General features: G+C 32.5%; 23 protein-coding genes. 20 read left to right on the top strand and 3 right to left on the bottom strand.

Translation table 11 applies throughout. The annotated features are described in order from the left end of the window. Positions 1–6 precede the first annotated feature (6 nt). The 3 genes from RCH19_RS10805 to RCH19_RS10795 all read left to right on the top strand — a co-directional run bounded on the left by RCH19_RS10805 (position 7) and on the right by RCH19_RS10795 (position 1971). A complete protein-coding gene (locus tag RCH19_RS10805) occupies positions 7–699 on the top strand; it encodes a YetF domain-containing protein (RefSeq protein ID WP_343023230.1) in 693 nt (230 codons plus the stop codon). Between the two features lie 40 nt (positions 700–739). Next, entirely contained in the window at positions 740–1195 is a 456-nt protein-coding gene (coaD, locus tag RCH19_RS10800) for a pantetheine-phosphate adenylyltransferase (protein ID WP_121924403.1), read from the top strand. Between the two features lie 197 nt (positions 1196–1392). Next, entirely contained in the window at positions 1393–1971 is a 579-nt protein-coding gene (locus tag RCH19_RS10795; protein WP_343023229.1) for a PhnA domain-containing protein, read from the top strand. Positions 1972–3706: 1735 nt separating this feature from the next. On the opposite strand, the gene RCH19_RS10790 is transcribed toward RCH19_RS10795, so the two are convergent. Next, entirely contained in the window at positions 3707–5053 is a 1347-nt protein-coding gene (locus RCH19_RS10790; protein WP_343023228.1) for a DEAD/DEAH box helicase, read from the bottom strand. A 136-nt stretch (positions 5054–5189) separates the two neighbouring features. Here RCH19_RS10790 and RCH19_RS10785 point away from each other — a divergent pair, with 136 nt between their 5' ends. Further along, positions 5190–6920: a M14 family metallopeptidase gene (locus RCH19_RS10785; RefSeq protein ID WP_343023227.1), complete on the top strand. Its 1731-nt coding sequence runs from the start codon at positions 5190–5192 to the stop codon at positions 6918–6920. Positions 6921–7047: 127 nt separating this feature from the next. Here RCH19_RS10785 and RCH19_RS10780 read toward each other — a convergent pair whose 3' ends face one another. Next, a complete protein-coding gene (locus RCH19_RS10780; RefSeq protein WP_343023226.1) occupies positions 7048–7650 on the bottom strand; it encodes an NUDIX domain-containing protein in 603 nt (200 codons plus the stop codon). Between the two features lie 7 nt (positions 7651–7657). On the opposite strand from RCH19_RS10780, the gene pyrE reads away from it, so the two are divergent. Together pyrE and RCH19_RS10770 are read left to right on the top strand one after the other, a co-directional pair. Next, the gene (pyrE, locus tag RCH19_RS10775) at positions 7658–8305 is read left to right on the top strand and encodes an orotate phosphoribosyltransferase (RefSeq protein WP_121924398.1); all 648 of its coding nucleotides are present in this window, start codon (positions 7658–7660) and stop codon (positions 8303–8305) included. 18 nt (positions 8306–8323) lie between these two features. Further along, on the top strand, positions 8324–8716 hold the full coding sequence (locus RCH19_RS10770) for an SRPBCC family protein (RefSeq protein WP_121924397.1): 393 nt from the start codon (positions 8324–8326) through the stop codon (positions 8714–8716). 134 nt (positions 8717–8850) lie between these two features. Here RCH19_RS10770 and RCH19_RS10765 read toward each other — a convergent pair whose 3' ends face one another. Further along, entirely contained in the window at positions 8851–9579 is a 729-nt protein-coding gene (locus RCH19_RS10765) for a biotin--[acetyl-CoA-carboxylase] ligase (RefSeq protein ID WP_343023225.1), read from the bottom strand. A 94-nt stretch (positions 9580–9673) separates the two neighbouring features. Here RCH19_RS10765 and rsfS point away from each other — a divergent pair, with 94 nt between their 5' ends. From rsfS to RCH19_RS10695, 14 genes are all read left to right on the top strand, one after another. Beyond that, positions 9674–10045, top strand: a complete 372-nt coding sequence (gene rsfS / locus RCH19_RS10760) for a ribosome silencing factor (protein WP_121924395.1) — start codon at positions 9674–9676, stop codon at positions 10043–10045. Positions 10046–10064: 19 nt separating this feature from the next. Next, on the top strand, positions 10065–11990 hold the full coding sequence (ftsH, locus tag RCH19_RS10755) for an ATP-dependent zinc metalloprotease FtsH (RefSeq protein WP_343023224.1): 1926 nt from the start codon (positions 10065–10067) through the stop codon (positions 11988–11990). 114 nt (positions 11991–12104) lie between these two features. Beyond that, positions 12105–12707 carry a lactate utilization protein B/C gene (locus tag RCH19_RS10750; RefSeq protein WP_343023223.1) on the top strand — a complete coding sequence of 201 codons (603 nt, stop codon included), beginning with the start codon at positions 12105–12107 and terminating at the stop codon, positions 12705–12707. A gap of 1 nt (position 12708) precedes the next feature. After that, on the top strand, positions 12709–13599 hold the full coding sequence (locus tag RCH19_RS10745; RefSeq protein WP_343023222.1) for a phosphatidate cytidylyltransferase: 891 nt from the start codon (positions 12709–12711) through the stop codon (positions 13597–13599). Further along, a complete protein-coding gene (locus RCH19_RS10740) occupies positions 13589–14242 on the top strand; it encodes a phosphatidylserine decarboxylase family protein (RefSeq protein WP_343023221.1) in 654 nt (217 codons plus the stop codon). The genes RCH19_RS10745 and RCH19_RS10740 overlap by 11 nt, the downstream gene beginning before the upstream one ends. Beyond that, positions 14242–14511, top strand: a complete 270-nt coding sequence (locus tag RCH19_RS10735) for an acyl-CoA-binding protein (protein ID WP_121924390.1) — start codon at positions 14242–14244, stop codon at positions 14509–14511. Before RCH19_RS10740 ends, RCH19_RS10735 begins: the two co-directional genes overlap by 1 nt. A gap of 4 nt (positions 14512–14515) precedes the next feature. Continuing rightward, positions 14516–15292 carry a superoxide dismutase gene (locus RCH19_RS10730; RefSeq protein WP_343023220.1) on the top strand — a complete coding sequence of 259 codons (777 nt, stop codon included), beginning with the start codon at positions 14516–14518 and terminating at the stop codon, positions 15290–15292. 544 nt (positions 15293–15836) lie between these two features. Then, positions 15837–17423: an OstA-like protein gene (locus RCH19_RS10725; protein ID WP_343023219.1), complete on the top strand. Its 1587-nt coding sequence runs from the start codon at positions 15837–15839 to the stop codon at positions 17421–17423. Positions 17424–17472: 49 nt separating this feature from the next. Beyond that, positions 17473–18660, top strand: coding sequence for an aspartate aminotransferase family protein (locus tag RCH19_RS10720; RefSeq protein ID WP_343023218.1), 1188 nt, complete (start codon positions 17473–17475; stop codon positions 18658–18660). A 204-nt stretch (positions 18661–18864) separates the two neighbouring features. Then, entirely contained in the window at positions 18865–20262 is a 1398-nt protein-coding gene (locus RCH19_RS10715; RefSeq protein ID WP_343023217.1) for a tetratricopeptide repeat protein, read from the top strand. Then, positions 20262–21011, top strand: coding sequence for a shikimate dehydrogenase (locus RCH19_RS10710; protein ID WP_343023216.1), 750 nt, complete (start codon positions 20262–20264; stop codon positions 21009–21011). Before RCH19_RS10715 ends, RCH19_RS10710 begins: the two co-directional genes overlap by 1 nt. 259 nt (positions 21012–21270) lie before the next feature. Next, positions 21271–23286: a DUF349 domain-containing protein gene (locus RCH19_RS10705; protein WP_343023215.1), complete on the top strand. Its 2016-nt coding sequence runs from the start codon at positions 21271–21273 to the stop codon at positions 23284–23286. Positions 23287–23424: 138 nt separating this feature from the next. Next, entirely contained in the window at positions 23425–23772 is a 348-nt protein-coding gene (locus RCH19_RS10700; protein WP_121924385.1) for a hypothetical protein, read from the top strand. Between the two features lie 138 nt (positions 23773–23910). Next, positions 23911–24387: a hypothetical protein gene (locus tag RCH19_RS10695; protein WP_343023214.1), complete on the top strand. Its 477-nt coding sequence runs from the start codon at positions 23911–23913 to the stop codon at positions 24385–24387. The last annotated feature ends 112 nt before the right edge of the window (positions 24388–24499 follow it).

The raw sequence follows: 24499 nt of genomic DNA, 5'->3' as shown, positions 1-24499 counted from the left end.
GCTGTTATGAAAGAAATCTTTGAATGGAACAGATTGTTATTTAACGGTTTACCAGAATCATTTCTTTTAGAAGTTATTTTTCGTTCGACAATAATGTTTATCGTTTTATTGCTGACGTTAAAAATTGCAGGAAAACGCGGCGTGAAACAATTGTCGGTTTTTGAAACCGTAATTATTATTGCTTTAGGATCAGCAGCAGGAGATCCCATGTTTTACGATGATGTAGGTATAGTTCCAGCAATTACTGTATTTACGGTGATTATTGTTTTATATCGATTGGTCACTTGGCTTACAGGAAAGAGCAAAAAATTTGAAGAATTCGTAGAAGGAAAAACGGAATGTTTAATAAGTGAAGGAGAATTTTCGATCACTACTTTTAAAAAAGAAAGTTTGGCGCAAGATGAGTTTTTTTCTGAACTGCGTTTGAAATCTATAGAGCATTTAGGACAAGTAAGAAACGCATTTATGGAAACCAGTGGTGATATAAGCGTTTTTTATTATGAGGACGAAAACGTTAAACCAGGATTACCCATTCTACCATTCTTGTTTAATAGAAAAAGTACTATTATCCCCGAAGATGGAATATATTCTTGCACATTCTGTGGCAATACAGAATCTCAAAACGCAGGAATTGCAACTTGTAAAGTTTGTAATAAAACAGAATGGGTTGAAGCGATAAAGACGATTCGAAAAACATAATTGAACATCAAATTTGTTCACAATTACAGTATTATAAAAGATGAGAAAAGCAATATTCCCGGGATCTTTTGACCCAATTACTTTAGGTCATGAAGACATAATCAAAAGAGCGATTTCACTTTTTGATGAAATCGTAATTGCTATTGGTGTCAATGCCGAAAAGAAATACATGTTTTCACTTGAAGAAAGAAAGCGATTCATTGAGGAAACTTTTAAAGACGAACCAAAAGTTTCTGTAATTACTTACGAAGGATTGACAATAGATTTATGCCATAAAATAAAGGCTAACTTTATTCTTCGTGGTTTACGCAATCCCGCCGACTTTGAATTTGAGAAAGCAATTGCACACACTAATAGACGCTTGGCTAAAATAGAAACAGTCTTTTTATTAACAGCTGCAAAAACATCATACATTAGCTCAAGTATTGTGAGAGATGTTCTTCGTAACGGCGGACAATATGAATTATTAGTTCCTGATGCTGTCAGAGTAAAATAGTTTGAAAGTCGTAGAATAAATCTTAGTTAGTTTATTTGTCACGCTGGAAGCGTCTCATTATTTTTTTCAAACAGAACTTAATTAATCATTGCACGATCAATATTCAGACGACTTGTGTAGATAAACAATCAAAACTACAATAATTTGCGAAGACTATCTTTAAACAGTAATTTCGCCTAAAATAAATACAACATATAATGAGCCTAGAAAGAGAATTAAGCAAACGCAGTGGATCGAAATGTGAACTTTGTGGTGCAACCGAAAACTTAAAAGTATACGAAGTACTTCCAACAAAGAAAGGTGGACTTGACGAAAGCATTATGGCTTGCGGTACTTGTATTGATCAAATTGAAAACCCTGACAATGTAGATTTAAACCATTGGAGATGTTTAAATGACAGTATGTGGAGCGAGCAAGTTCCAGTGCAAGTTGTAGCTTGGAGAATGTTAAGTCGTTTACGTGCTGCAGGATGGCCTCAAGAATTGCTAGATCAGATGTATTTAGATGAAGATAACTTGGCTTGGGCACAAGCAACAGGAGAAGGAGAAGACGAGGAAAATAAAATAATACACCGCGATAGCAACGGAGTTATCCTAGAAACTGGAGATTCAGTGGTTTTAATTAAAGACTTAAAAGTGAAAGGTTCAAGTATGGTTGCTAAACAAGGAACTGCAGTTCGTAACATCCGTTTAGATCATGAAAATGCAGAATATATTGAAGGAAAAGTTGATGGACAAACGATTGTGATTATTACGCAATACGTGAAGAAAACATAAAATTTAGTATTCGGTGGTCAGTTTTTGAGCGATCATTTTTAAGTGTTCAGTTCTGAGTAAATATTAAAAAAAGCGTTAGCAGTTTAAATTTAGACTGCTAACGCTTTTTTATTTTCTTTTCCAACAAAAATAGTAAATACACTTGTGACGCCGTAAGCGTCTCAACATTATTGAACAATTTTATAGAGATGCTTTCAGCATAATAAAGTGAAAACAAAGATTAATAATCCCTCATTAACAATAAATGCAGTTCCAGTTGTCAGGCTGGAAGCGTCTCAACACTATTGAGCAAATTTACCAAGATGCTTCCAGCATGAAAAAGTAAAAACGAAAATTATCATTCCTTTGTAACAATAAATGCGACTTTAATTGTTGCGGTGGAAGCGTTTGAACACTATTGAGCAACTTTGTCGGGATGCTTCTAGCATGACAAAATTGAAGTTGAAAAAAACCGCTAGCAAAAGAATTATCTCTTGCTAACGGCATTTTAATGTGAAGATATATAAGTAGAGATTTTAATCTCTAAAACTTCTGCGTTCTTTTATTTATCAATAAATAAACTCCAATTGTCACGCTGGAAGCGTCTCAACACTATTGAGCAACTTTGTAAAGATGCTTCCAGCATGACAAAGTAAAAACGAAAATTATAATTCTCTTTTGAACAATAAATGCAAATCCAATTGTCACGCTGGAAGCGTCTCAACACTATTGAGCAACTATGTAGGGATGCTTTCAGCATGACAAAGTAAAAACGAAAATTATCATTCCTTTGTAACAATAAATGCGACTTTAATTGTTGCGGTGGAAGCGTTTGAACACTATTGAGCAACTTTGTCGGGATGCTTCTAGCATGACAAAATTGAAGTTAAAAAAAACCGCTAGCAAAAGAATTATCTCTTGCTAACGGCATTTTAATGTGAAGATATATAAGTAGAGATTTTAATCTCTAAAACTTCTGCGTTCTTTTATTTATCAATAAATAAACTCCAATTGTCACGCTGGAAGCGCCTCAACAATATTGAGCAACTTTGTAAAGATGCTTCCAGCATGACAAAGTAAAAACGAAAATTATAATTCTCTTTTGAACAATAAATGCAAATCCAATTGTCACTTTGGAAGACTCTCAACACTATTGAGCAACTTTACCGAGATGCTTCCAGCATGACAAAATTGAAGTTAAAAAAAACCGCTAGCAAAAGAATTATCTCTTGCTAACGGCATTTTAATGTGAAGATATATAAGTAGAGATTTTAATCTCTAAAACTTCTGCGTTCTTTTATTTATCAATAAATAAACTCCAATTGTCACGCTGGAAGCGCCTCAACAATATTGAGCAACTTTGTAAAGATGCTTCCAGCATGACAAAGTAAAAATGAAAATTATCATTCCTTTGTAAAAATAAATACAACTCCAGTTGTCACGCTGGAAGCGTCTCAACGCTATTGAGCAACGTTATGGAGATGCTTCCAGCATGACAAAGTAAAAACGAAAATTACCATTCCCTTTCAAACAATAAATACAACTCCAGTTGTACAGTGAAGGCTGAATCAACATTATTGAGCAACTTTGTAGGAATGCTTCCAGCATGACAAAATAAATAATAAACCTTAAATAAGTAGCACAGTCAAATATGATTAACTGAACAATGAAGACTTTTCAAAACTAAAAACTGAACACTCTTCTATCTAAGAACTCAACACTTTCCAAAACTGAACACTGAACACTGAACACTGCTCTACTCCTCTTCCTTCTTAATTACTTTTCTCGCTACTTCAATCTTAAATTTCTTGCCTTTCATTTTTTCATCCTTAATCGCTTGCAATAAGTCTTTAACTTTATTGAATTTAACGGCTGCGAAAGAGATGAAATCTTTTACTTCAATTAATCCTAAATCGCCTTTTTCAAGATTACCTTTTTGAGAAAAGAAACCTACGATGTCAATTTTATTTAATTTGTTTTTCTTTCCACCGCTGATATAGATCGTTTGGAATTGAGGCGGTTTTGGTAAAGACACATTGTTTTCAACATTAAACACGGGCATTCCATAGTCTAAATAATCTGCTTTTTTCTCACTTTCATGCGCCACTATATACGCTGTTCCTGAGGATAACATGCGAGCTGTCCTACCATTTCTATGAGTAAACTCATCTTCCTTGGCCGGCAAATGATAATGGATTACATTATTCATTTCAGGAATGTCAAGTCCACGAGCTGCTAAATCAGTTGTGATTAAATAACTTACACTTCCGTTGCGAAATTGAATTAAAGCACGTTCTCTTTCATCCTGATCCATGCCACCATGGTAGTACGTCGCATAAATTCCTTTTTCGTTTAAAGTGTCACTTATGCGTTCTGCAGCATCACGATGATTACAAAAAACAATTGCCGATTCTGATTTCAAAGAACAAATTAAGTTGAACAAACTGCCTATTTTATCCTTTTCTTTAGAAACGACCATTTTCGTGGAAAGATTTGATTCCTGTTCGTTTTCTGGAATAAAATCAAGAATCGTTGGGTTGACTACACGTGTATATCTTGGAATCTCAATGTCTGAAGTCGCCGAAACCAAAACACGTTTGTTCAGTTTTGTTAATTTACCTATGATAAATGACATTTGCTCATGGAAACCCAATTGTAATGATTTATCAAACTCATCCAAAATTAAAGTTTGGATTTTATCCAGACGAAAAGTTCCTCTGTCAATATGATCAGCAATTCTTCCTGGAGTTCCTAGTAGAACTGCTGGTGGATTACTTAAATTTTTAATTTCTGTGTCAATAGAGTGTCCGCCGTAGCACACATTTACTTTGTAATCAGTACCCATTTTTTTCCAAACTTGCTCAATCTGTAATCCTAATTCGCGTGATGGAACTAAAATTAAACACTGCACGGACTGTATTTCCGGTTGCAACATTTCTAAAACTGGCAATAAAAAAGCTAAAGTCTTACCAGAACCTGTTGGCGAAAGTAAAAGAACATTATTATCATTTAGTATTGCGTCTTGAGCAACTTCTTGCATTTCGTTCAGACTTTCAATGCCTAAATTCAAAAGTATATTGTTGGAATGGTGTTTCTTATTCATTTTTTTAATTTGTGCAAAGGTAATTTTAAATTTTTAAACTTTCATTTGTTTTAAATAGCCTACTTTGAACACAACTAAACTGTTAAAATATTGTCTAAAAATAGCTACATTTGATACTCAATATAAAAACTAAATTATGAGATTTTGCACTTTCTTTTTTTTACTATTTTCCATAAGTCTGTTGGCGCAAAAAACAAATAAATATGATACTTTTTTCGAAAAAGGAAATGGAAATCAGTCAGGAAGCTATCAGGAAACAATAGCATATTACAAACTTCTAGCAAAAGATTTCCCAACAATCGAAATGCAAGAAATGGGATTAACGGATAGCGGCGAGCCATTGCACATTGTGATCTTTAATCCTGAAAAGCAATTTGACTTTGGAGAAATCCAAAAAAATAAAGCAATAATCTTATTGAATAACGGAATTCATGCAGGTGAACCTGATGGAATTGATGCTAGTATGCAGCTGTTTAGAGATTTGGCTATAGGGAAAATAAAAGCTCCAAAAAATACCGTAATTGTATGTATTCCAGTCTACAATATAGGAGGCGCTTTAAATAGAAATTCAAATTCTAGAGCGAATCAAGACGGTCCGGAAATCTATGGTTTTAGAGGAAATGCTAGAAATTACGACTTGAATCGCGATTTTATCAAATCAGATACTAGAAATACAAAAAGTTTTGTCGAGATATTCCACAAAATAAATCCTGATGTTTTTATTGACAATCATGTTAGCAATGGTGCTGATTACCAGTATAAATTGACTTACATAATGACGCAACATAACAAATTAGGAACTGTTTTAGGTAATTTTTTAGATACCAAAATGATGCCTGCTTTAGTCACAGATTTACAAAAAAAAGGGATTGAAACGACTCCTTATGTAAACGCATTTTCAGATACACCTGATAAAGGTTTTGCTCAGTTTTTTGAAAGTCCTAGATATGCAACAGGATATACTTCTTTATTCAATACCATAGGTTTTGTGGTGGAGACCCATATGCTGAAAAAATATGCAGAGCGCGTCAAAGTTACTTATGAGTATATGAAATCTGCGATTAATTTTACTGACATTAATTTTAAGGAAATTAAACAATTACGTTTAAATAACGAGGAACAATATAAACCACAAAAATCATATACTATTAAGTGGGAAATTGATACTACCAAAGTAGTTCCGTTTTCTTTTCTTGGTTTTGAAGGTACTTACAAAAAAAGTGAGGTAACTTCCGGAAAAAGACTCTTTTATGACCGAACTAAACCTTACAAAAAAGACGTCCCTTTCAGCAAAGAATATAAGTCCACCAAAGAAATTACGATACCAGCAGCCTACGTTATTCCAAGAGGATTTTGGCCTGTTATCGACTTACTAAAAAGCAATGGAGTCATAATGGAACAACTAAAACAGGATACTATAATTGAAGTTGAAAGCTATAAAATTGCCGACTTTAACACTTCGAATTCAGCTTATGAAGGACATTATTTACATAGTAATACCACTACAACGTCGCAAATTAAGAAAGTGGCTTTCGTCAAAGGTGATTATATTATCAAAACAACTCAAAAAGGTATTAAATACTTGCTGGAAACTCTCGAACCAGAGGCCACTGATTCGTTCTTTAACTGGAACTTTTTCGACACTATTTTACAGCAAAAGGAAGGCTATTCGGATTATGTTTTTGAAGATACTGCTACTCAAATATTGAAAGACAATCCGAAATTAAAATTAGAATTCGAGCAAAAAAAACAGAGTGACAGCGACTTTGGAAAGAGCCCTTCGGCACAATTAAATTGGGTTTACAAACATTCAGTGTATTATGAATCCGCTCATTTACAATATCCAGTCTTTAGAATTTTAAAATAATCGATAGACATAATTTAAAAGATATTTCTTAAAAAACGCAAACACCACTAATTTTTAACTTTCAGTAAGTTAAAATTAGTGGCGTTTGCGTTTACAATTAAATCAATTTTTAAAATGATAAAACAGATTATTTCACAATAGCTTCTTCCTCAAAAAGCAGTTTTATATTCTCATAAGAATTTTTTAATGCTTCTTTAATTTGCTCTGGATTTAACCAAGCCACTTTTTCGATTCCTTCTTCTAGTTGCCCTTGAGGTGTTCCTTCAAAATCAGATTGCATTTCGAACCAGTGCGTAATCTTTAATTTATATTTTCCGTTTCTTCTAAAAACGTGATAGGTCTTTTGTAATTTGTGAGAAATAGAAAGACCATTTACACCAGTCTCCTCCTCTACTTCACGCATAGCAGTATCTTCAATTTCCTCACCTTTCTCGATACCACCTTTAGGTAAGTCCCATTTCCCATTTCTAAAGATAAATAACACTTCCCCTTTTTTATTGTAAACTAAACCACCGCCGGCTTTACAGACAGGGATTTTAGCTTTTAAAGTCTTCATAATCAAGCTCTCATCAGGATGATACAAATAAGCTTTATTAATTTTATTTTGAAATATTTTAACTATAAGTTGTTCTATATCAATACTCTCTAACAGAAATAATTGAAAATCTGTCTCCTTAGAGATGTGATTTGTCAAAAAAAGTGGCTTGTCGTTAACAAAAACTTTATACATTTGTACTATGATTTTTAATAAAGATACAGCCGAAAAAACAGCCGAATTCCTTTTGCAAATAAATGCAATTAAATTGAATCCAAGAAATCCTTTTACATGGGCTTCGGGATGGAAATCGCCAATTTATTGTGATAACCGATTAATTCTCTCATTTCCAGCAGTAAGAAATTATGTCAGAGATGAATTTTCGAAAAATATTGAGAAACAATTTGGAAAACCAGATGTTATTGCCGGTGTTGCCACAGGAGCGATAGGAATTGGTATTCTTGTAGCGGAAAGCTTGGGATTGCCTTTCGTGTATGTTCGTCCAGAAGCTAAAAAGCATGGAAGACAAAATCAAGTTGAGGGGTTTTTACAAAAAGGACAAAACGTTGTTGTTGTAGAGGATCTAATCAGTACTGGAAACAGCAGTTTAATGGCTGTTGCAGCTTTACGTGAAGCAGGTGCGAATGTAAAAGGAATGGCAGCAATATTCACTTATGGATTTGGTGTTTCGGAGGAAAATTTTAAAGCGGCAAATGTTGATTTATATACCTTAAGTAATTACTCAAACTTATTGAATTTGGCTGTAGCTAAAAGATATATTACTGAAGAAGAAGAACAAACATTAAGAGAATGGAATGTGAGTCCGTCCACTTGGACCATTGAAGTTTAAATACAAAAACATAAAATAATGAACTTAGAAAGTCCAAAAGTTACCGTTCAAAAATCAGCGCAAGAATTATTTGATTTGTTGACTGACGTCAAAAATTTCGGAAAATTAATGCCGGAAAATATAGCAAAATTTGAAGTTATTGGTGACGATGCTTTCATCTTTGGGTTAAAAGGCATGCCAGAAATCAAATTAAAAATGAAGGAAAAAGTAGCGCCAAGTAAAGTAGTTCTGGGAGCTGCGAGCGATAAATTACCTTTTACTTTGATTGCTAATATTGATAGCATTTCAGATAGCTCAAGTGATGTTAAATTAGATTTTGAAGGTGATTTCAACCCAATGATGGCAATGATGATCAAAGGACCTATTGGAAAGTTTATTGAAACTTTAGCAAGCAACATGCACAAGCTGTAGTTTACAAAATAGTATTAAAAAAAACAGAGAAAAGATTTACATACAAGTGTAATTCTTTTCTCTGTTTTTTTTTATTTAATAATGTCAATACTTTATAATCTTGAATCCTGAATATTGTATTTAAGCTCAAGTTTTTAATATAGCATTTGAATTTCTTTGATATCATATTCGCAAATAAAATCATCTTCGAGTAAAACTTGCAATTTCCCAATAGCAGATATCCCATGAATAATACCCATAAATTTTATATTCTTCGCATTCGAAAACGCCATAGGTATTCCTCTTTTATATAAATTAAAAACATATTTCTCCCATAAAATCGCTGCATCTTTTTTCCCAGTTGCAGCATTTTTCTCAATATTTTCAGCCACTTTTAAAAGAACTTCTTCTTTGTTAAATTGTTTTGCTGCTATAACCGCCATAGAAGACGCTTTAGGTAAGTTTTCAAAATTAATTTGATTTACATTTAATCCTAAACCAACTACTGAATTAATTGTGCCGTCACTTTTTATAACGTTTTCGATCAAAATGCCACCTATTTTTTTATTGTATGACATTATGTCGTTAGGCCATTTTATAGAAAGATTCGGAATATTTAGCGATTCTAAAGCCTCCATTACAGCGAGAGAAACTGCTATATTTAGATTGAAAATTTGAGTTATATCACATAGGAAATCCTTAATCAAAATACTCATTACTAAGTTTTTACTTGCCTCAGACGACCATACGGCACCCATTTGACCTTTGCCTTTGAATTGATTCTCAGCACTTACAACAGTAAAGTTTTCAATATTTTGCTTACTTGACAAGCCTTTTAAGAACTCGTTTGTCGAATCTATGGCATCGAGTTTGATTAGTTTCATGATACGTTTTTTGTAAACAGAATTTAATATTATGTTAAGGTTCAAAAATAATGACAAAAAATGGTAACTTTACAAACTTATATAAAAATAATTCATGGCCAAAAAGACTATAAACAATGACATCCTATTAGCGAATATCATTAACGGAATCGAAGAAGTAAAAGGAAATGACATTACTATCCTAGATTTAAGAGAAATAGATACAGCAGTATGCGACTATTTCGTTATTTGCAACGGTAATTCCAACACACAAGTTAACGCCATCGTAAACTCCATCCAAAAAATAGTTTCAAAAGAATTGAAAGACAAGCCATGGCATGTTGAAGGAACGGACAATGCAGAATGGGTACTTATAGATTACGTAAATATTGTAGTACATGTTTTCCAAAAGCACATTAGAGAATATTACAACATCGAAAGTTTATGGGGCGATGCTAAAATAACAACCATAGAAAACAAATACTAAAGACACATAATCCGTAGTAATGGCTAAAGAAAATAATCCAACTCCAAATAAGTTTAAAGTAAGTCCGTGGTTAATTTATGCTGCAATCTTACTTATTTTCTTATTTATAACTTTTATAACTGGAGGTTCTAGTATAGATGAACCAGGACAGTTGACTTCATCAAAATTTAACGACTATTTAGAAAAAGGTCAAATCGAAAAGGTTATTGTTTATAACAAAACAGAAGCTGAAGTCTTTTTGACAGCTGCTGCATTGAAAGATGCTGCACACAAGAAAGTTTCTAAAGATGTTTTTGATAGAGCTAACAAAGGACCGCACTATAAATTTGATATTGGTAACGATCAAATTTTCCAAAATAAATTGGAAAAAGCAGTTGAAGAGAAAAAATTAAAAGATTTTAATTTCTTACCTAAAAACAATTGGTCTGATATTTTAATTAGTCTTTTACCTATTATAATTATCATCGCTGTTTGGATCTTCATTATGAGAAAAATGTCTGGTGGTGGCGCAGGTGGTGGCGGACAGATTTTCAACATTGGAAAATCTAAAGCAAAACTTTTTGATGAAAAAACAGATATCAAAACTACATTCAAAGATGTTGCTGGTTTAGAAGGTGCAAAAGAAGAAATACAAGAGATTGTAGAGTTCTTAAAAAACCCTGAAAAATATACTAATCTAGGTGGTAAAATACCAAAAGGTGCTCTACTTGTAGGACCTCCAGGAACTGGTAAAACATTATTAGCTAAAGCCGTTGCCGGTGAAGCACAAGTACCATTCTTCTCTTTATCAGGTTCTGATTTTGTTGAAATGTTTGTGGGTGTAGGAGCATCACGTGTACGTGATTTGTTCAAACAAGCTAAAGAAAAATCTCCAGCTATTATCTTTATTGATGAAATTGATGCAGTAGGTAGAGCAAGAGGAAAAAGTAATATGTCAGGTGGAAATGACGAGCGTGAGAATACATTGAACCAATTACTAACAGAAATGGATGGTTTTGGTACCAATTCTAACGTAATAGTCTTAGCTGCTACCAACAGAGCCGATGTTCTTGACAAAGCTTTAATGCGTGCAGGACGTTTTGATAGACAAATATTTGTTGACTTGCCAGATATCAGAGAAAGAGCTGAAATTTTCCAAGTGCACTTAGCTCCTATTAAAAAAGTAGAAGGTTTAGATCTTGATTTCTTAGCAAAACAAACCCCAGGTTTCTCTGGTGCTGATATAGCTAATGTTTGTAACGAAGCTGCTTTAATTGCAGCAAGACATAATAAAACTGCTGTTGACAGACAAGATTTCTTGGATGCAGTAGATAGAATTATTGGTGGTCTCGAAAAGAAAAATAAAATTATTACACCTGAAGAGAAAAGAGCAATTGCAATCCACGAAGCGGGTCATGCAACTGTAAGTTGGATGCTAGAACATGCTGCGCCTCTTATCAAAGTAACAATTGTTCCTCGTGGACAAAGTTTAGGAGCGGCTTGGTATCTTCCTGAAGAAAGACAAATCGTAAGAACAGATCAAATGTTAGACGAAATGTGTGCAACAATGGGTGGAAGAGCCGCAGAAAAAGTAACTTTTGATAGAATTTCTACAGGAGCCTTAAGCGATTTAGAAAAAGTAACGCGTCAAGCTCGTGCAATGGTAACAATTTACGGATTGAACGAAAAAATAGGAAACGTTACTTATTATGATTCAACAGGACAAAGTGAGTACAATTTCTCTAAACCATATTCTGATGAAACTGCTAAAGTAATCGATGCTGAAATCTCTGATTTGATTGAAGGTCAGTACACAAGAGCGATTGCAATCTTAGAAGAAAATAAAGATAAGTTGAACCAACTTGCTGATATCTTGATCGAAAAAGAAGTTATTTTTAAAGATGACTTAGAAGCTATTTTCGGTAAAAGAACATGGGATAAAAATCTCGAAGAAGTAGTTTCATAAATAAAATACCAATATTTAATTATTTAGAAAATCTTAATTCAAAAACAACTTTTGAATTAAGATTTTTTTATCTTTGGACGTTTTCAAATAATAAATCAAGTAGTTTAAAAGTGTATGAGTCTTTTTAGAAAATTTTTTGGTTCAATCAATCCTGCTTCTGATGAAGATAAAGCAAATGAATCTAACGAGTCATTTACTGAAAGCAACAAATCAATTGACGAGATATTTATTTTCAATTTTAAAAAAAATGGAGGTAAGTTTTTATACTGTGAAAATCTTGAAGAAGTAAAAGAGCAGTTTGAAAATATCCTAGAAGAAAATGACTGGTTTGAGAGTAAAGTTCTATGCTACAACCCTGATTTGTTTTCGATCCTTGATGACAATAAATTGGATTACAGTAAAAGTGCAGATCCAAAATTTTTGTATGCTACTTGTGAAAACTTAATAGCTGATGAAGGTTCTATACTGTTTTCATCTAAGCAAATAAAGCAAAATAAACCGCACGAACTTCCCGCGAATATTATTATATTAGCTAAGACTAGTCAAATTATTGGCGCTAAAAGTGATTTATTGAGTGTAATTAAAAAGAAGTACGAAACGGACTATCCCACTAATATCACAACGATAAAATATTTCGAAAAAGCTAAAGAAGAAGATTTCACACAATACGGAAGCACTGCTAAAAACCTATATTTATTGCTCTTAGAAGATCTTTAAGATGAATGAAACTCTAAAACGAGGTATATCAGGAGCTGTATATATCTTATTGTTACTGGCATCCATTTTATATTCGACAGAAACTTTTTTTATTCTTTTCGGTATATTTCTGGCAATAGCAATTTACGAGTTTTGTAATCTTGTTCAAATTGGAAAAGTGTTTCCAATAATTTTAGGAATTACGTTATACACCGCTGTCACTTTATTGAGCCATTACAATAAGCTGACTAAACAATGGATTGATGAAATTTTCAATACTGATATTGATATTTCCTTTAACATTCATCAGTTAGATATAATACTGTTAGTGATAGCATTAGTTGTTTCTCTTAAAGCAATACTGTTTTTGTTTTACGATAGTATTCAGAAAATAAGCAATTCTTCAAAATACCTATATTTAATAGGCTACATAATATTACCCTTTATCTTTATAACCAAAATTTCTTTTGGAGTACAAGACTACAACCCAAAGATTATTATAGGACTTTTTATATTGGTTTGGACAAACGATACATTTGCGTACATCGTAGGTAAATCAATAGGTAGAACTAAATTATTCGAAAGAATATCACCTAAGAAAACCGTTGAAGGCTTCTTAGGCGGAATTGTTTTTGCAGTTTTAGCTGGTTACATGATATCTAAGTATTACATAAAAGCGAGCCCAGAACACAGCGATCGTTCGATCTTGATATGGACATCAATTGCAGTTATCGTTGGAATTGTAGGTACAATTGGAGACTTAATTGAATCTAAATTCAAGCGAATAGCTGGTGTAAAAGATAGCGGAAGTATAATGCCTGGCCACGGAGGCATACTAGATCGTTTAGATAGTGTTATATTTGTAGCACCAATAATTTTTTTGTTTTATCAAATTTTAAACTATGTTTCATAAAGAAGGAACCCAATCGATTTTATTAGGAACGATTTTTACTGCTATTGTACTTTTATTGTCTGATTATTTTATTGACACGAACTGGCTAAAAATGGCCGTTCAAATTGCAGCATTATTGCTTCTAGTTATTATTTTACAATTTTTTAGAAACCCAAAAAGAACTGTTATCATCAACGAGAATCAAATTCTTGCACCAGTTGACGGTAAAGTTGTTGTGATCGAAGAAATATACGAGGGAGAATATTTTAAAGACAAGCGCTTACAAATATCAATTTTCATGTCACCTATAAATGTACACGTTACGCGTTATGGCTTGAGTGGTTTAGTGAAATTTAGTAAATACCATCCTGGTAAATTTTTAGTGGCTTGGCATCCAAAAGCTAGTGAAGAAAACGAAAGAACTACTATTGTTATTGAGAATAACAGTTTTGGTGAAGTTCTATACCGCCAGATCGCTGGAGCATTAGCACGCCGAATAGTTAATTACGCTGAAGTAGGTATGCAAGTCATTCAAGGTACTGATGCTGGTTTTATCAAATTTGGTTCAAGAGTTGATATTTTTTTACCATTAGGAACTCCTATCAATGTTACCTTAAATGAAACAGCAGTAGGAGGAAAAACAGTTATAGCAACAAAAAAATAATGACCGAAAAAGATTTAGATACTCAATTTCTAGAAGCTGTTGAAATAGCGTCGAATATGACACAAGCTTCTTTACCGCAGGATGTACAATTGCGACTATACGCTTTATACAAACATTCGACTAAAGGTACCGTGGATCTAAAACAAAATCCTTCATTCCATTTGAGAGATGCTTTTAAAACAAACGCTTGGATGCAAATTAGTCATCTCACTTCAAACGAAGCCAAGCAGCAATATATCGAAATGATACTTTCGTTATATAAAAAATAATCTAATGATGAAAAAGACCTATTTACTAATTCCAACATTGTTGCTGATTATACTTTTACAAGCTTGTAATGACAAGAAATTAATAGAAGTCGTTGAAGTACCATTACCTACAACCGTGGAGGAAAAACCTGTGATGGGATCTCCTGATGATGTTAGAGCAATTGAGGGTTCTTTTCAAATGGAGAAATTACCGTATACTTATGACGCACTAGCTCCGAGCATATCTGCTACTACATTAGAAATGCATTATTCTAAACATTATCTAACTTATACTAATAATTTAAACAAAGCCGTTTTAGGAACTCCGCTAGAAAACCTAACAATTGAAGAGGTTTTGGCTAAATTAGATCCTAACGACCAAGCGATTCGCAATAATGCAGGAGGATTTTACAATCATTCTATGTACTGGAAATGCATGAGACCGGATTCGGCTCGTGAAGCAAGTGGTTCATTGGCAGAGGCTATTATTAGAGACTTTGGATCTTTTGGTCGCTTTACAACTATGTTCAAAAATGAAGCTACAAAGCATTTTGGTTCTGGTTGGGTGTGGTTGATTATTGATCGTTCAGGCAAGTTGCAAGTAAGCAGCACTGACAATCAAGATAATCCATTAATGCGAAACGCTACTATGCCAGGAACTCCAATTTTGGCATTAGATATTTGGGAACATTCGTATTACTTAGATTACCAGTACAGAAGAGCAAATTATATCGATGCTTTTTTTACTCTAATCAATTGGAAAAAAGTACAAGAGAATTACGAAAGTGCTGTTAAAAAATAATTTTTCAATTATTACTAACATTTAAATTAGTAACTCTATTTTAGCTCTAAAGGAAATTAAGAAGACGTTTATTCTTTTACTATTCAAAAATTCTATTATCAATTTTAGCAGTATAATTAGCTAACACAAAACTTGTATTTTATAATAGTTTATGCGCTTCTGCTATACGAGAATCTGATTGTAATTTAAATAAGAGTCATTCCTTAACAGCATTCTTATTCAATTATTTAAAATAGCAATAACACTTCTTTCGTACTAAAGTTTTTTTCTAAATTTTCTATTTAAAAGTATCGAAAGTAACTCAAATCTAATCTTCAATTATTTAGAATTTAGTTCGAAATTGTCCATTCTTTTCCTCTTTCGAAAAAACCAGTAAAGACGGTAAATTATAAATGATTGTAATTGCTTTTGATCAATTATAAATAAACCTTAATATGGATTAGGATTGTATCCTTTTTCATAAATTTGACAAAAATTAAATCCATTGAATAAATCACTTTTTTCCCTTTGTTATTGTTTCTTGTTATTTGCTAGCAATTTAATTTTGGCACAAGCACCGAAAAAAATTATTATTGAAAATTCTGATTTTGCAGATGTAAATCAAACAGAAACTCCTGATGCTTTATTGCTTATTGGGAACGTTCGTGTAAATCATGACGGAATTGTAATGACCTGCAATAAAGCTTATTATTTCCAGAAAGAGAATTACATAAAAGCTTTTGGAAATGTGCAAATGGTACAAGGCGATACTTTATTTTTAAATAGTAAATATGCTGAATATAATGGTAATCTAAAAAAAGCATATGCTTCCGGTGATGCTGTTATGAGTTCGCCAGACGCAACTCTAGTAACTGAAATAATTAACTTTGATAGAAATACACAAGAAGCATTCTACGAAACTCCTGGAACAATTACCAACAAAGAAAATATATTACAAAGTAATTCAGGTCGGTATTACGTCACTCAGAAGAAGTTTCAATTCCTAACAGCAGTTACGATTACAAATCCAACTTACGTCATTAAGTCAAATCATCTCGATTATTTTAGCAACTCCGGACATTCCTATCTTTTAGGACCGTCGACAATTACTAGTAAAGCAAATTTCATTTACACTGAAAAAGGTTTTTATGATACTAAAAAAAATCTAGCTCACTTCCTCAACAAATCGTACATCAAGTACGATGATCGCGTGATTAAAGGAGATAGTTTGTATTACGATCGAAATAGAGAATTTGCTTCGGCAACGCGAAATGTGAAAATTACAGATTCTATTAATAGAGGTATTATTAAAGGCCATTATGCTGAAATGTATAAAAAGCAAGATTCAGTATTTGTTACTAAAAGAGCAGTCGCTGTCAATTTTGTTGAAAATGACTCCGTCTACATTCATGGAAAAAAATTAATGGTTACAGGCAAAGAAGGGAACCGCATTATCAGAGCTTTTAATAATGTACGCTTTTACAAAACAGATATGAGCGGCAAATGTGATTCGATACATTCAAGTTCTAAAACTGCCTTGACAAAAATGATAGGAAATCCTATATTATGGAATGGCGAAAGCCAAATTACAGGTGACGTTATGCATCTTATAGGAAACAACAACTCTAAAAAGTTAGATTCTCTTAAAGTGCTCAACAATACTTTTATAGTTTCAAAAGATACATTAGGAACTGGCTACAACCAAGTAAAAGGCCAAAATCTTTATGGGAAATTTGAGGAAGGAAAATTACGGGACGTCGATATAATTAAGAATGCAGAAGTGATTTTTTATATGCGAAATGATGATCAAGAATTAATAGGCATCAATAAAAATGTGAGTAGCAAAATCAATCTTTTATTAAATAAAAATGAGATTGAAACGATAACATTTTTCAATCAAGTTGATGGTGATATTTTTCCTGAAAAAGATTTGCCAGAAAATGCCCGTAAGCTTCGAGGATTATTGTGGCGTGGCGACGAGAGAATAAAAACAAAAGATGATATTTTTCCTCCTGAGGAAAGTGAAGACATTTATAAGTCCGCTAAAGCGTCAAAATCTACTGCGGCAAAAGACAATGCTCCAATGAAAATTAGAGAAGAAACTTTGAATTACGATAAAAAATCTAAACCAAAGCCTAAAAAAATAAAATGATAACAGTTTTCTAAGCGGTTATTAGTTTAAAACATTAAATATAAAAAAAGTGAATACTGATTTTACAAAATATCAAGCACAAACTTCACCTTATCCTTTAGGCATGGAAGTTTCACATGCGGTAGGTTCATACATTTACGACACAAATAATAAAAAATATTTAGATTTTGTTGCTGGAGTTTCTGCTTGCGCGCTGGGGCATCAGCATCCAAAAGTAAATCAAGCTATAAAAAATCAACTTGATAAATATTCTCACGTAATGGTTTATGGCGAATACTCGCAAAGTCCAGCAGTTGAATATTGCAAATTATTAGCTTCACTCCTACCACCAACATTGAACAAAACTTATTTAGTAAATTCAGGTACAGAAGCTATTGAAGGCGCTTTAAAATTAGCGCGAAGAACAACTGGTAGAAGTCAATTAATTTCTTGTCATAATGCGTATCATGGAAATACAATGGGTTCTATGAGCGTGATGGGATTTGAAGAGCGCAAACAAGTTTTTCGTCCTCTTATACCAGATGTTGACTTTATAACTTTTAATAATGAAGCAGACTTAGAAAAAATAACAACTAAAACTGCTGGAATAATCTTAGAAACCATTCAAGGAGGTGCTGGATTTATTCAGCCGCATAATGATTTCCTCAAGAAAGTACGTCAACGTTGTGATGAAGTAGGTGCCATGATGATATTAGATGAAATTCAGCCTGGTTTTGGAAGAACAGGAAAATTATTCGGATTTCAACATTACGATGTAGTTCCAGATATTTTGGTAATGGGCAAAGGAATGGGTGGCGGAATGCCAGTAGGTGCCTTCACTGCCGAGGCTTCAAGGATGGATTTATTAAGCGATAATCCTAAATTAGGTCACATCACCACATTTGGTGGTCACCCTGTCATAGCGTCAGCCTGTTTAGCGACTTTGAAGGAAATTACCGAGACGAATTTGATGGATGAAGCCATTGAGAAAGAAAACTTATTTAGATCGCTTTTGGTACATCCTTTGATAGAGGATGTACGAGGACGAGGATTAATGCTGGCCGCAATGACAAAAAGCGCTGATATTACTAATGAAGTGATTCTTAAATGTCAAGACAAAGGACTTATTTTATTTTGGTTACTTTTTGAAGGAACAGCAATCCGCATAACGCCACCGCTTACCATTTCAAATGAAGAAATTAAAGAAGGTTGCAAAATAATGCTAGATGTAATGGACGAGATTTTCAATAAAGAATAATTATAGTACGAAGGTATTCTTGCTCCCTAAACTTCGGGACGCTACACTCTTTAATCAGGACTAGAATAGCAGGTTATGAACAAAAATATTTATAAATTGAAATTTGTTTTTTGTTAATTAAATTGTTCAAAACAATTCCTACTCCTCACCGCTTTAACATTAATGATGCCTAACTTTATTTAGGCCAAATTAAAAAAACACAGTATGCAATTAAGCAACGAAGAAGAAGACTATAACTTATCCTTGTCTAAATTTGAGTCTATGTTGAAAACCAACAAAGTGCTCTTTTTTGACTCTGAGGAATTTGAAGAAATCATTCTTCATTATCTCGATATGGGTAAGGCCGCTTTAGCTAAAAAAGCATTAAAGTTAGCACTTGATCAACACCCCAAATCAACAGGACTAAAACTAGTCCAAGTGGAGATGTTAGTCTATGATGACAAACTAGAATTAGCCGAAAAATTGCTAAATGAATTATATGCAATCGAACCTACGAACGAAGAGATATACATTCAAAAAGCAAATATATACTCTAAAAGAGACCAACACGAAAAAGCAGTTGAGTTATTAAAAATTGCTTTAAAATATACCGATGATTATGCTGATGTCTATAATTTAATAGGTATGGAATACTTATTCATGGATAATTTCGAATTAGCGAAAGAAAGTTTTATCAAATGCTTAGAGGAAGACTTAGAAGATCAATCTGCATTATATAATGTTGTTTATTGCTTTGAATTTTTAGATCAAAATCAAGAAGCGATTACTTTCTTAAATGAATATATTGAAAAAAATCCATACAGTGAGATTGCTTGGCACCAAGTAGGTCGATTGCATTACGGTGTAAAAGAATATGAAAATGCAATTCGCGCTTTCGATTACGCGACTTTAATAGAAGATGAATTCTTAGGAGCGTTTATGGAAAAAGCGAAAGCTTTTGAAAGACTTAAAAAATATAAGGAAGCTATTGAAAGTTACGAAAGAACTATAGAGCTAGATGATGCAACTTCATATGCATTACTAAGAATAGGAAAATGTCACGAGAAATTAGGAAATAAAGCACTTGCTCTAAAATATTTTAATCAAACAGTGCATGAAGATCCGCTTCTTGATAAAGGATGGATTGCAATTACTGACTTTTATGTTCGCCAAAAAAACTTTCAAAAAGCACTTTTCTTTGTCAACAAAGCATTAGCAATTGATAATCAAAATCAATTGTACTGGAAGCGATATGCCTCTATAAATAAACAAATGAACTTTTTTGAGGAAGCAGAGTTTGGATATAGAAAAGCAGTCGAATTTGGAGACCACTCTTTAGAAACATGGTTGTTTTGGGTTGATATTCTTCAATTTTTAGGAGAATTTGATAGCGCAATAAAAACATTGCTGCAGGCGTCTGAATATTTTCCGGAAGAAAACGAAGTTGAATATCGATTAGCTGGATTGTATTATATGCAAGCTGACAATACTAAAGCAAAATTTCATTTGAGTAATGCTTTACGACTAAACTTTGATAACAAAGTTGTTCTCGAGGAATTATATCCGGTAGTTTGGGCAAGAAAAATAGTTCAGAATCATATCTTAAAATACATAAAACCATAATGATTGAAATAGTAAAAAAGCGTTTTGGTTTGTTGGGTAGAAATATAAGCTACTCCTTTTCTAAAGGATATTTTACTGAGAAATTTAGTAATGAAAACTTTGAAGGTTGTACTTATGAGAATTTTGATATTCAAGAAATTACAGCTTTCCCTGAGATTATTAGAGACAATTTAGAATTAAAAGGTTTGAGCGTTACAATTCCTTACAAAGAAACTGTAATTTCTTTCTTGGATAAATTATCAAAAAAAGCAAAGAAAATTGGTGCTGTTAATACGATTAAAGTTTCCAAAAAAGGCAAGCTTAAAGGATATAACACTGACTATTTTGGCTTTAAAAAATCGTTAAAACCTCTATTAAATAAAAGTCATCAGCGAGCATTAATCTTAGGAACAGGTGGCGCTTCAAAAGGTGTAGCTTTCGCTTTGGACGAGTTAAAGATTTCCTATACATTTGTTTCTAGAGAAGCGAAAGAAAATGCAATTAGTTATGAAGCTATTAATGCTTTAACATTTGAAAATTATCAAATCATAATTAATTCAACTCCAGTAGGAACAAGTCCTAATATTGATGCTTTTCCACTAATTCCTTACGAGTATTTTACAGAAAAGCATATTGCTTATGATTTAATTTACAATCCAGAAGAAACACAATTTTTAAAAAAAGCAAAAGAACGAGGCGCTAAAACAAAAAATGGTTTAGATATGCTTATTTTTCAGGCCGAGAAAGCATGGGAAATTTGGAATAAATAAAACTAAAACACAAAGGCATCTACCAATATTTCAAGCTATAACCCTTAAAAGTTATAGCTTTTTTTTTATTTACAAGGTTTTCAAATACCTAAAAATAATTAATACTTAGGCAAGAATGTTCAGCTTAATAATTTATAATCACTTTAAATCGATTGTTTTCCATCAAAAGTGCCCATAATTAGCATATTAATTTTGTACTTTCATAGGGCTTTAGTACCTTTCGCAATAGATACAATTAAAAACCTTACACATTGAACAAATGTTAGAAGAAAAGAATGATAACCTGTCTCGTAATGAAAACGAAACAGATGGAAACGTGGAAAACAGTGCGGTTGATACAAACCAATCTCCAACGGATAATTTAGAGCAATCCGCATCTACGGAAATGACTGAAGAACCTGCTGAAGACAATGTTGTAAATCCAGAAGAAAGTAATTCCGCTGATGTCGTTGAAACGAAAAATCAGAACGCCGTTGACGCTATCGCAGATTCCAATGCTGAAGAAAGTGAAGATGAAACGCTGAAAGAACGTCATGCTATTCCTATGCAAGATTATGATACTTTATCATTAGAGGAATTAGTAGACGAGTTATCTAATTTAGTTTCGAACGAAAAAGTATTATCTGCTAAAGATCATATTGAAGAAATTAAAAAATCATTCTTAGCAAAATACAATCATCTTTTAGAAGAGAAAAAAGAAGAATTCCTTGCTGAAAATCAAGATCCAAATGAAGATTTCCAATATCATTCTCCTCTAAAAACAAATTTCGATAAATATTATTCCATTTTTAGAGATGCTAAAAACATGCATTTCAAAAGTTTGCAAACTAATCTAAAATCTAATTTAGAAAATAGATTAGCAATCGTTGAGGAACTTAAAGAACTTATAGATCCTCAAGCAAACATTAAAGACACCTTAAAACATTTTAATGATTTAAGAGACCGTTGGAAAAATGCAGGACCAATTCCTAAAGACAAATACAATCATGTATGGAATAATTTCCATTTCCACGTAGAGAATTTTTACGATTATTTACACTTAGATAGAGAAGCAAGAGATTTAGACTTTAAGCACAATCTTGAGCAAAAACAAAAAATAGTTGCACGTGTCGAAGAACTAGTAAACGAAGCGGACATCAATAAAGCTTTTAGAGAATTACAGGATTTACATAGAATTTGGAAAGAAGATATCGGTCCAGTTTCTAGAGAACACCGTGATGATATCTGGAATAAGTTTAGTGAATTAACTAAACAAATGCATGATAAAAGAGAAGTTCTATTTGAAAACCAAAGAGGTACAGAGCAAGAAAATCTAGAAAAGAAAAAAGAGATAATCGCTCAAATTGAAGTTTTAGCAACTGAGAAAGTTAATGCTCATTCACAATGGCTTGCACAGATTGAAAAAGTAGAAGCTTTACGTACTGCTTTTTTCTCAGCTGGCAAAGTCCCTTCCGACGTAAATGAAGAAACGTGGTCTGCTTTTAAAACTGCTGTTAGAAATTTTAATTCTTTCAAAAACTCTTTTTACAAAGATATTAAGAAGGATCAAAACGATAATTTAAGTAAAAAAACGGCGCTTGTAGCCAAGGCTAAAGAGTTACAAGAAAGTACAGATTTTGCTGCTACAACTCCTATCATGAAGCAAATTCAAGAAGAATGGAAGCAAATAGGTCATGTACCAAGAAAATATTCAGATAAAATCTGGAAAGAATTTAAAGATGCTTGTAATCATTATTTTGAGAAGTTAAAAGAGCAAAAAAACGAAGAAAATAGTGAAGAAGTAGAAGCATTCGATAACAAGAAAGCCTATTTAGAAACACTAAGAGAGTTTCAACTGATAGGTGAGCATAAAGCAGATTTAGACGCTATAAAATTGCACATCGAAACTTGGAAAAACTTTGGTAAAGTTCCTTTTCCAAGAAGACATATCGAAGGTAAGTTCAATAAAATACTAGATGCTCTTTTTGAAAAATTAAATCTAAGTAAAAAAGATACTGAGATGATGCGTTTTTCAAATAGAATGGATCATTTATCTGAAAGTAACGATACACGCAAGCTTGATAATGAGAAGATTTTTATCATGCGCAAAATTGAAGAAGTTCAAAATGAAATTTTCCAATTAGAAAATAACATTCAGTTTTTCACCAATACGCGTAACGCTAAAAAAGAAAACTCTATAGTTCTAGAAGTTAGAAAAAACATAGCAATTCATAAAGAAACGCTTACTGTTTGGAAAGAAAAACTTAAACAGTTGCGAAATCTTAACGTAGAATAAACTACAAATAAGCTTATAAAGTAGTAACCTCGAACAAATACTGTTCGAGGTTTTTTTTTATCTGTGTTAATTCGCAGAATAACCTTCATTTACAGGAAAGAATGACTCATAATCAAATCCAATGGCTATATTTACATTATGGATTGGTTAAGGAGAACAATACTTATTATTGGACTTTCATTAGTTATTTTCGCTGCTTTTACTGCTAGCAAATCATTGGGTGACTCCATCGAAATAGAAAAAACAGCACCTTCTTATTCACCAGACAGTATACATAGTTCTGTTTTTATTCAGCCTCAAACTACAGCTGCTTTTATATTACAGTATAAAACACAAAGCTACACTGTAGTAAAATATTTAGAAAGCTATTTAGCTTTACTTCCAGAGTTTAAAATTAAGACTCTTTTCATCCGTTATGCGAATCAAGACATCAATCGATGCGAGATGGTTTCGCTACTCTTATTTCCGTATCACTCTTTTTGGTAAAATATATTCTTACTTCTATTATTAAGAGACTTTTTTAATTCTCGCAATTAACACAAATTAATATTATTTACTCAAACTATTTGAACAAATCAATTGGTTCAAGTCATCTTGTTATATAAACACCTAAAATTAAAAAAAATGGAAACTTCAATTACAATTATCGGACTTGCATTATCTTTCTTAATCGCTATTCCAATATTCTACTCAATACGATCAAATTCACTTAACAAATCAAAAATTAATTCGATTATAAATCAATACTCTCAGCCAGGAAATTTTAAATTTGAGGTGATAGACACATTAAATAAAAAAGTTTTGGCTTTCGACGAACACAATAAAGGATTTATTTTAATGGATTTTAACCCGAAGACAGAGTCTAATTCATTTATCAATTTAAATGATGTACAATCTTGTAAAGTGAACGTTACTAAGGACAGCACTACTGATGATACAAATCAAGTAGATTTAGAGTTCCAATATAAGAATAGTAAAAAATCAGAATCTATTCCATTTTACAAAATAGTCAATGACCAAATGGGACAACTTTGCTTATACGAAGATCATCAGCTTGCAAAAAAATGGAAATCACTAATTGATAACTGTATTACTAAATAATTTAAAAGAGACTTTAAAAAGGTCTCTTTTTTTTTGTCTTTTTCTAACATGATAAATATCATTTTAAATATTTAGTGTTAGGAGTACTTTTGGATATTACTAAAAGCTTTTA

It is taken from the genome of Flavobacterium sp. PL12 (assembly GCF_039123485.1).
Lineage (GTDB): Bacteria > Bacteroidota > Bacteroidia > Flavobacteriales > Flavobacteriaceae > Flavobacterium > Flavobacterium weaverense.
The sequence above is the reverse complement of the archived record's forward strand: the minus strand, read 5'-3'. Positions and strand labels throughout refer to the sequence as shown.

Bases quoted from the DNA above. Each gene is read 5' to 3' on its own strand.
- RCH19_RS10805 (WP_343023230.1), top strand. From the start codon at position 7: ATGAAAGAAATCTTTGAATGGAACAGATTGTTATTTAACGGTTTACCA.
- coaD (WP_121924403.1), top strand. From the start codon at position 740: ATGAGAAAAGCAATATTCCCGGGATCTTTTGACCCAATTACTTTAGGT.
- RCH19_RS10795 (WP_343023229.1), top strand. From the start codon at position 1,393: ATGAGCCTAGAAAGAGAATTAAGCAAACGCAGTGGATCGAAATGTGAA.
- RCH19_RS10790 (WP_343023228.1), bottom strand. From the start codon at position 5,053: ATGAATAAGAAACACCATTCCAACAATATACTTTTGAATTTAGGCATT.
- RCH19_RS10785 (WP_343023227.1), top strand. From the start codon at position 5,190: ATGAGATTTTGCACTTTCTTTTTTTTACTATTTTCCATAAGTCTGTTG.
- RCH19_RS10780 (WP_343023226.1), bottom strand. From the start codon at position 7,650: ATGTATAAAGTTTTTGTTAACGACAAGCCACTTTTTTTGACAAATCAC.
- pyrE (WP_121924398.1), top strand. From the start codon at position 7,658: ATGATTTTTAATAAAGATACAGCCGAAAAAACAGCCGAATTCCTTTTG.
- RCH19_RS10770 (WP_121924397.1), top strand. From the start codon at position 8,324: ATGAACTTAGAAAGTCCAAAAGTTACCGTTCAAAAATCAGCGCAAGAA.
- RCH19_RS10765 (WP_343023225.1), bottom strand. From the start codon at position 9,579: ATGAAACTAATCAAACTCGATGCCATAGATTCGACAAACGAGTTCTTA.
- rsfS (WP_121924395.1), top strand. From the start codon at position 9,674: ATGGCCAAAAAGACTATAAACAATGACATCCTATTAGCGAATATCATT.
- ftsH (WP_343023224.1), top strand. From the start codon at position 10,065: ATGGCTAAAGAAAATAATCCAACTCCAAATAAGTTTAAAGTAAGTCCG.
- RCH19_RS10750 (WP_343023223.1), top strand. From the start codon at position 12,105: ATGAGTCTTTTTAGAAAATTTTTTGGTTCAATCAATCCTGCTTCTGAT.
- RCH19_RS10745 (WP_343023222.1), top strand. From the start codon at position 12,709: ATGAATGAAACTCTAAAACGAGGTATATCAGGAGCTGTATATATCTTA.
- RCH19_RS10740 (WP_343023221.1), top strand. From the start codon at position 13,589: ATGTTTCATAAAGAAGGAACCCAATCGATTTTATTAGGAACGATTTTT.
- RCH19_RS10735 (WP_121924390.1), top strand. From the start codon at position 14,242: ATGACCGAAAAAGATTTAGATACTCAATTTCTAGAAGCTGTTGAAATA.
- RCH19_RS10730 (WP_343023220.1), top strand. From the start codon at position 14,516: ATGATGAAAAAGACCTATTTACTAATTCCAACATTGTTGCTGATTATA.
- RCH19_RS10715 (WP_343023217.1), top strand. From the start codon at position 18,865: ATGCAATTAAGCAACGAAGAAGAAGACTATAACTTATCCTTGTCTAAA.
- RCH19_RS10710 (WP_343023216.1), top strand. From the start codon at position 20,262: ATGATTGAAATAGTAAAAAAGCGTTTTGGTTTGTTGGGTAGAAATATA.
- RCH19_RS10705 (WP_343023215.1), top strand. From the start codon at position 21,271: ATGTTAGAAGAAAAGAATGATAACCTGTCTCGTAATGAAAACGAAACA.
- RCH19_RS10700 (WP_121924385.1), top strand. From the start codon at position 23,425: ATGGATTGGTTAAGGAGAACAATACTTATTATTGGACTTTCATTAGTT.
- RCH19_RS10695 (WP_343023214.1), top strand. From the start codon at position 23,911: ATGGAAACTTCAATTACAATTATCGGACTTGCATTATCTTTCTTAATC.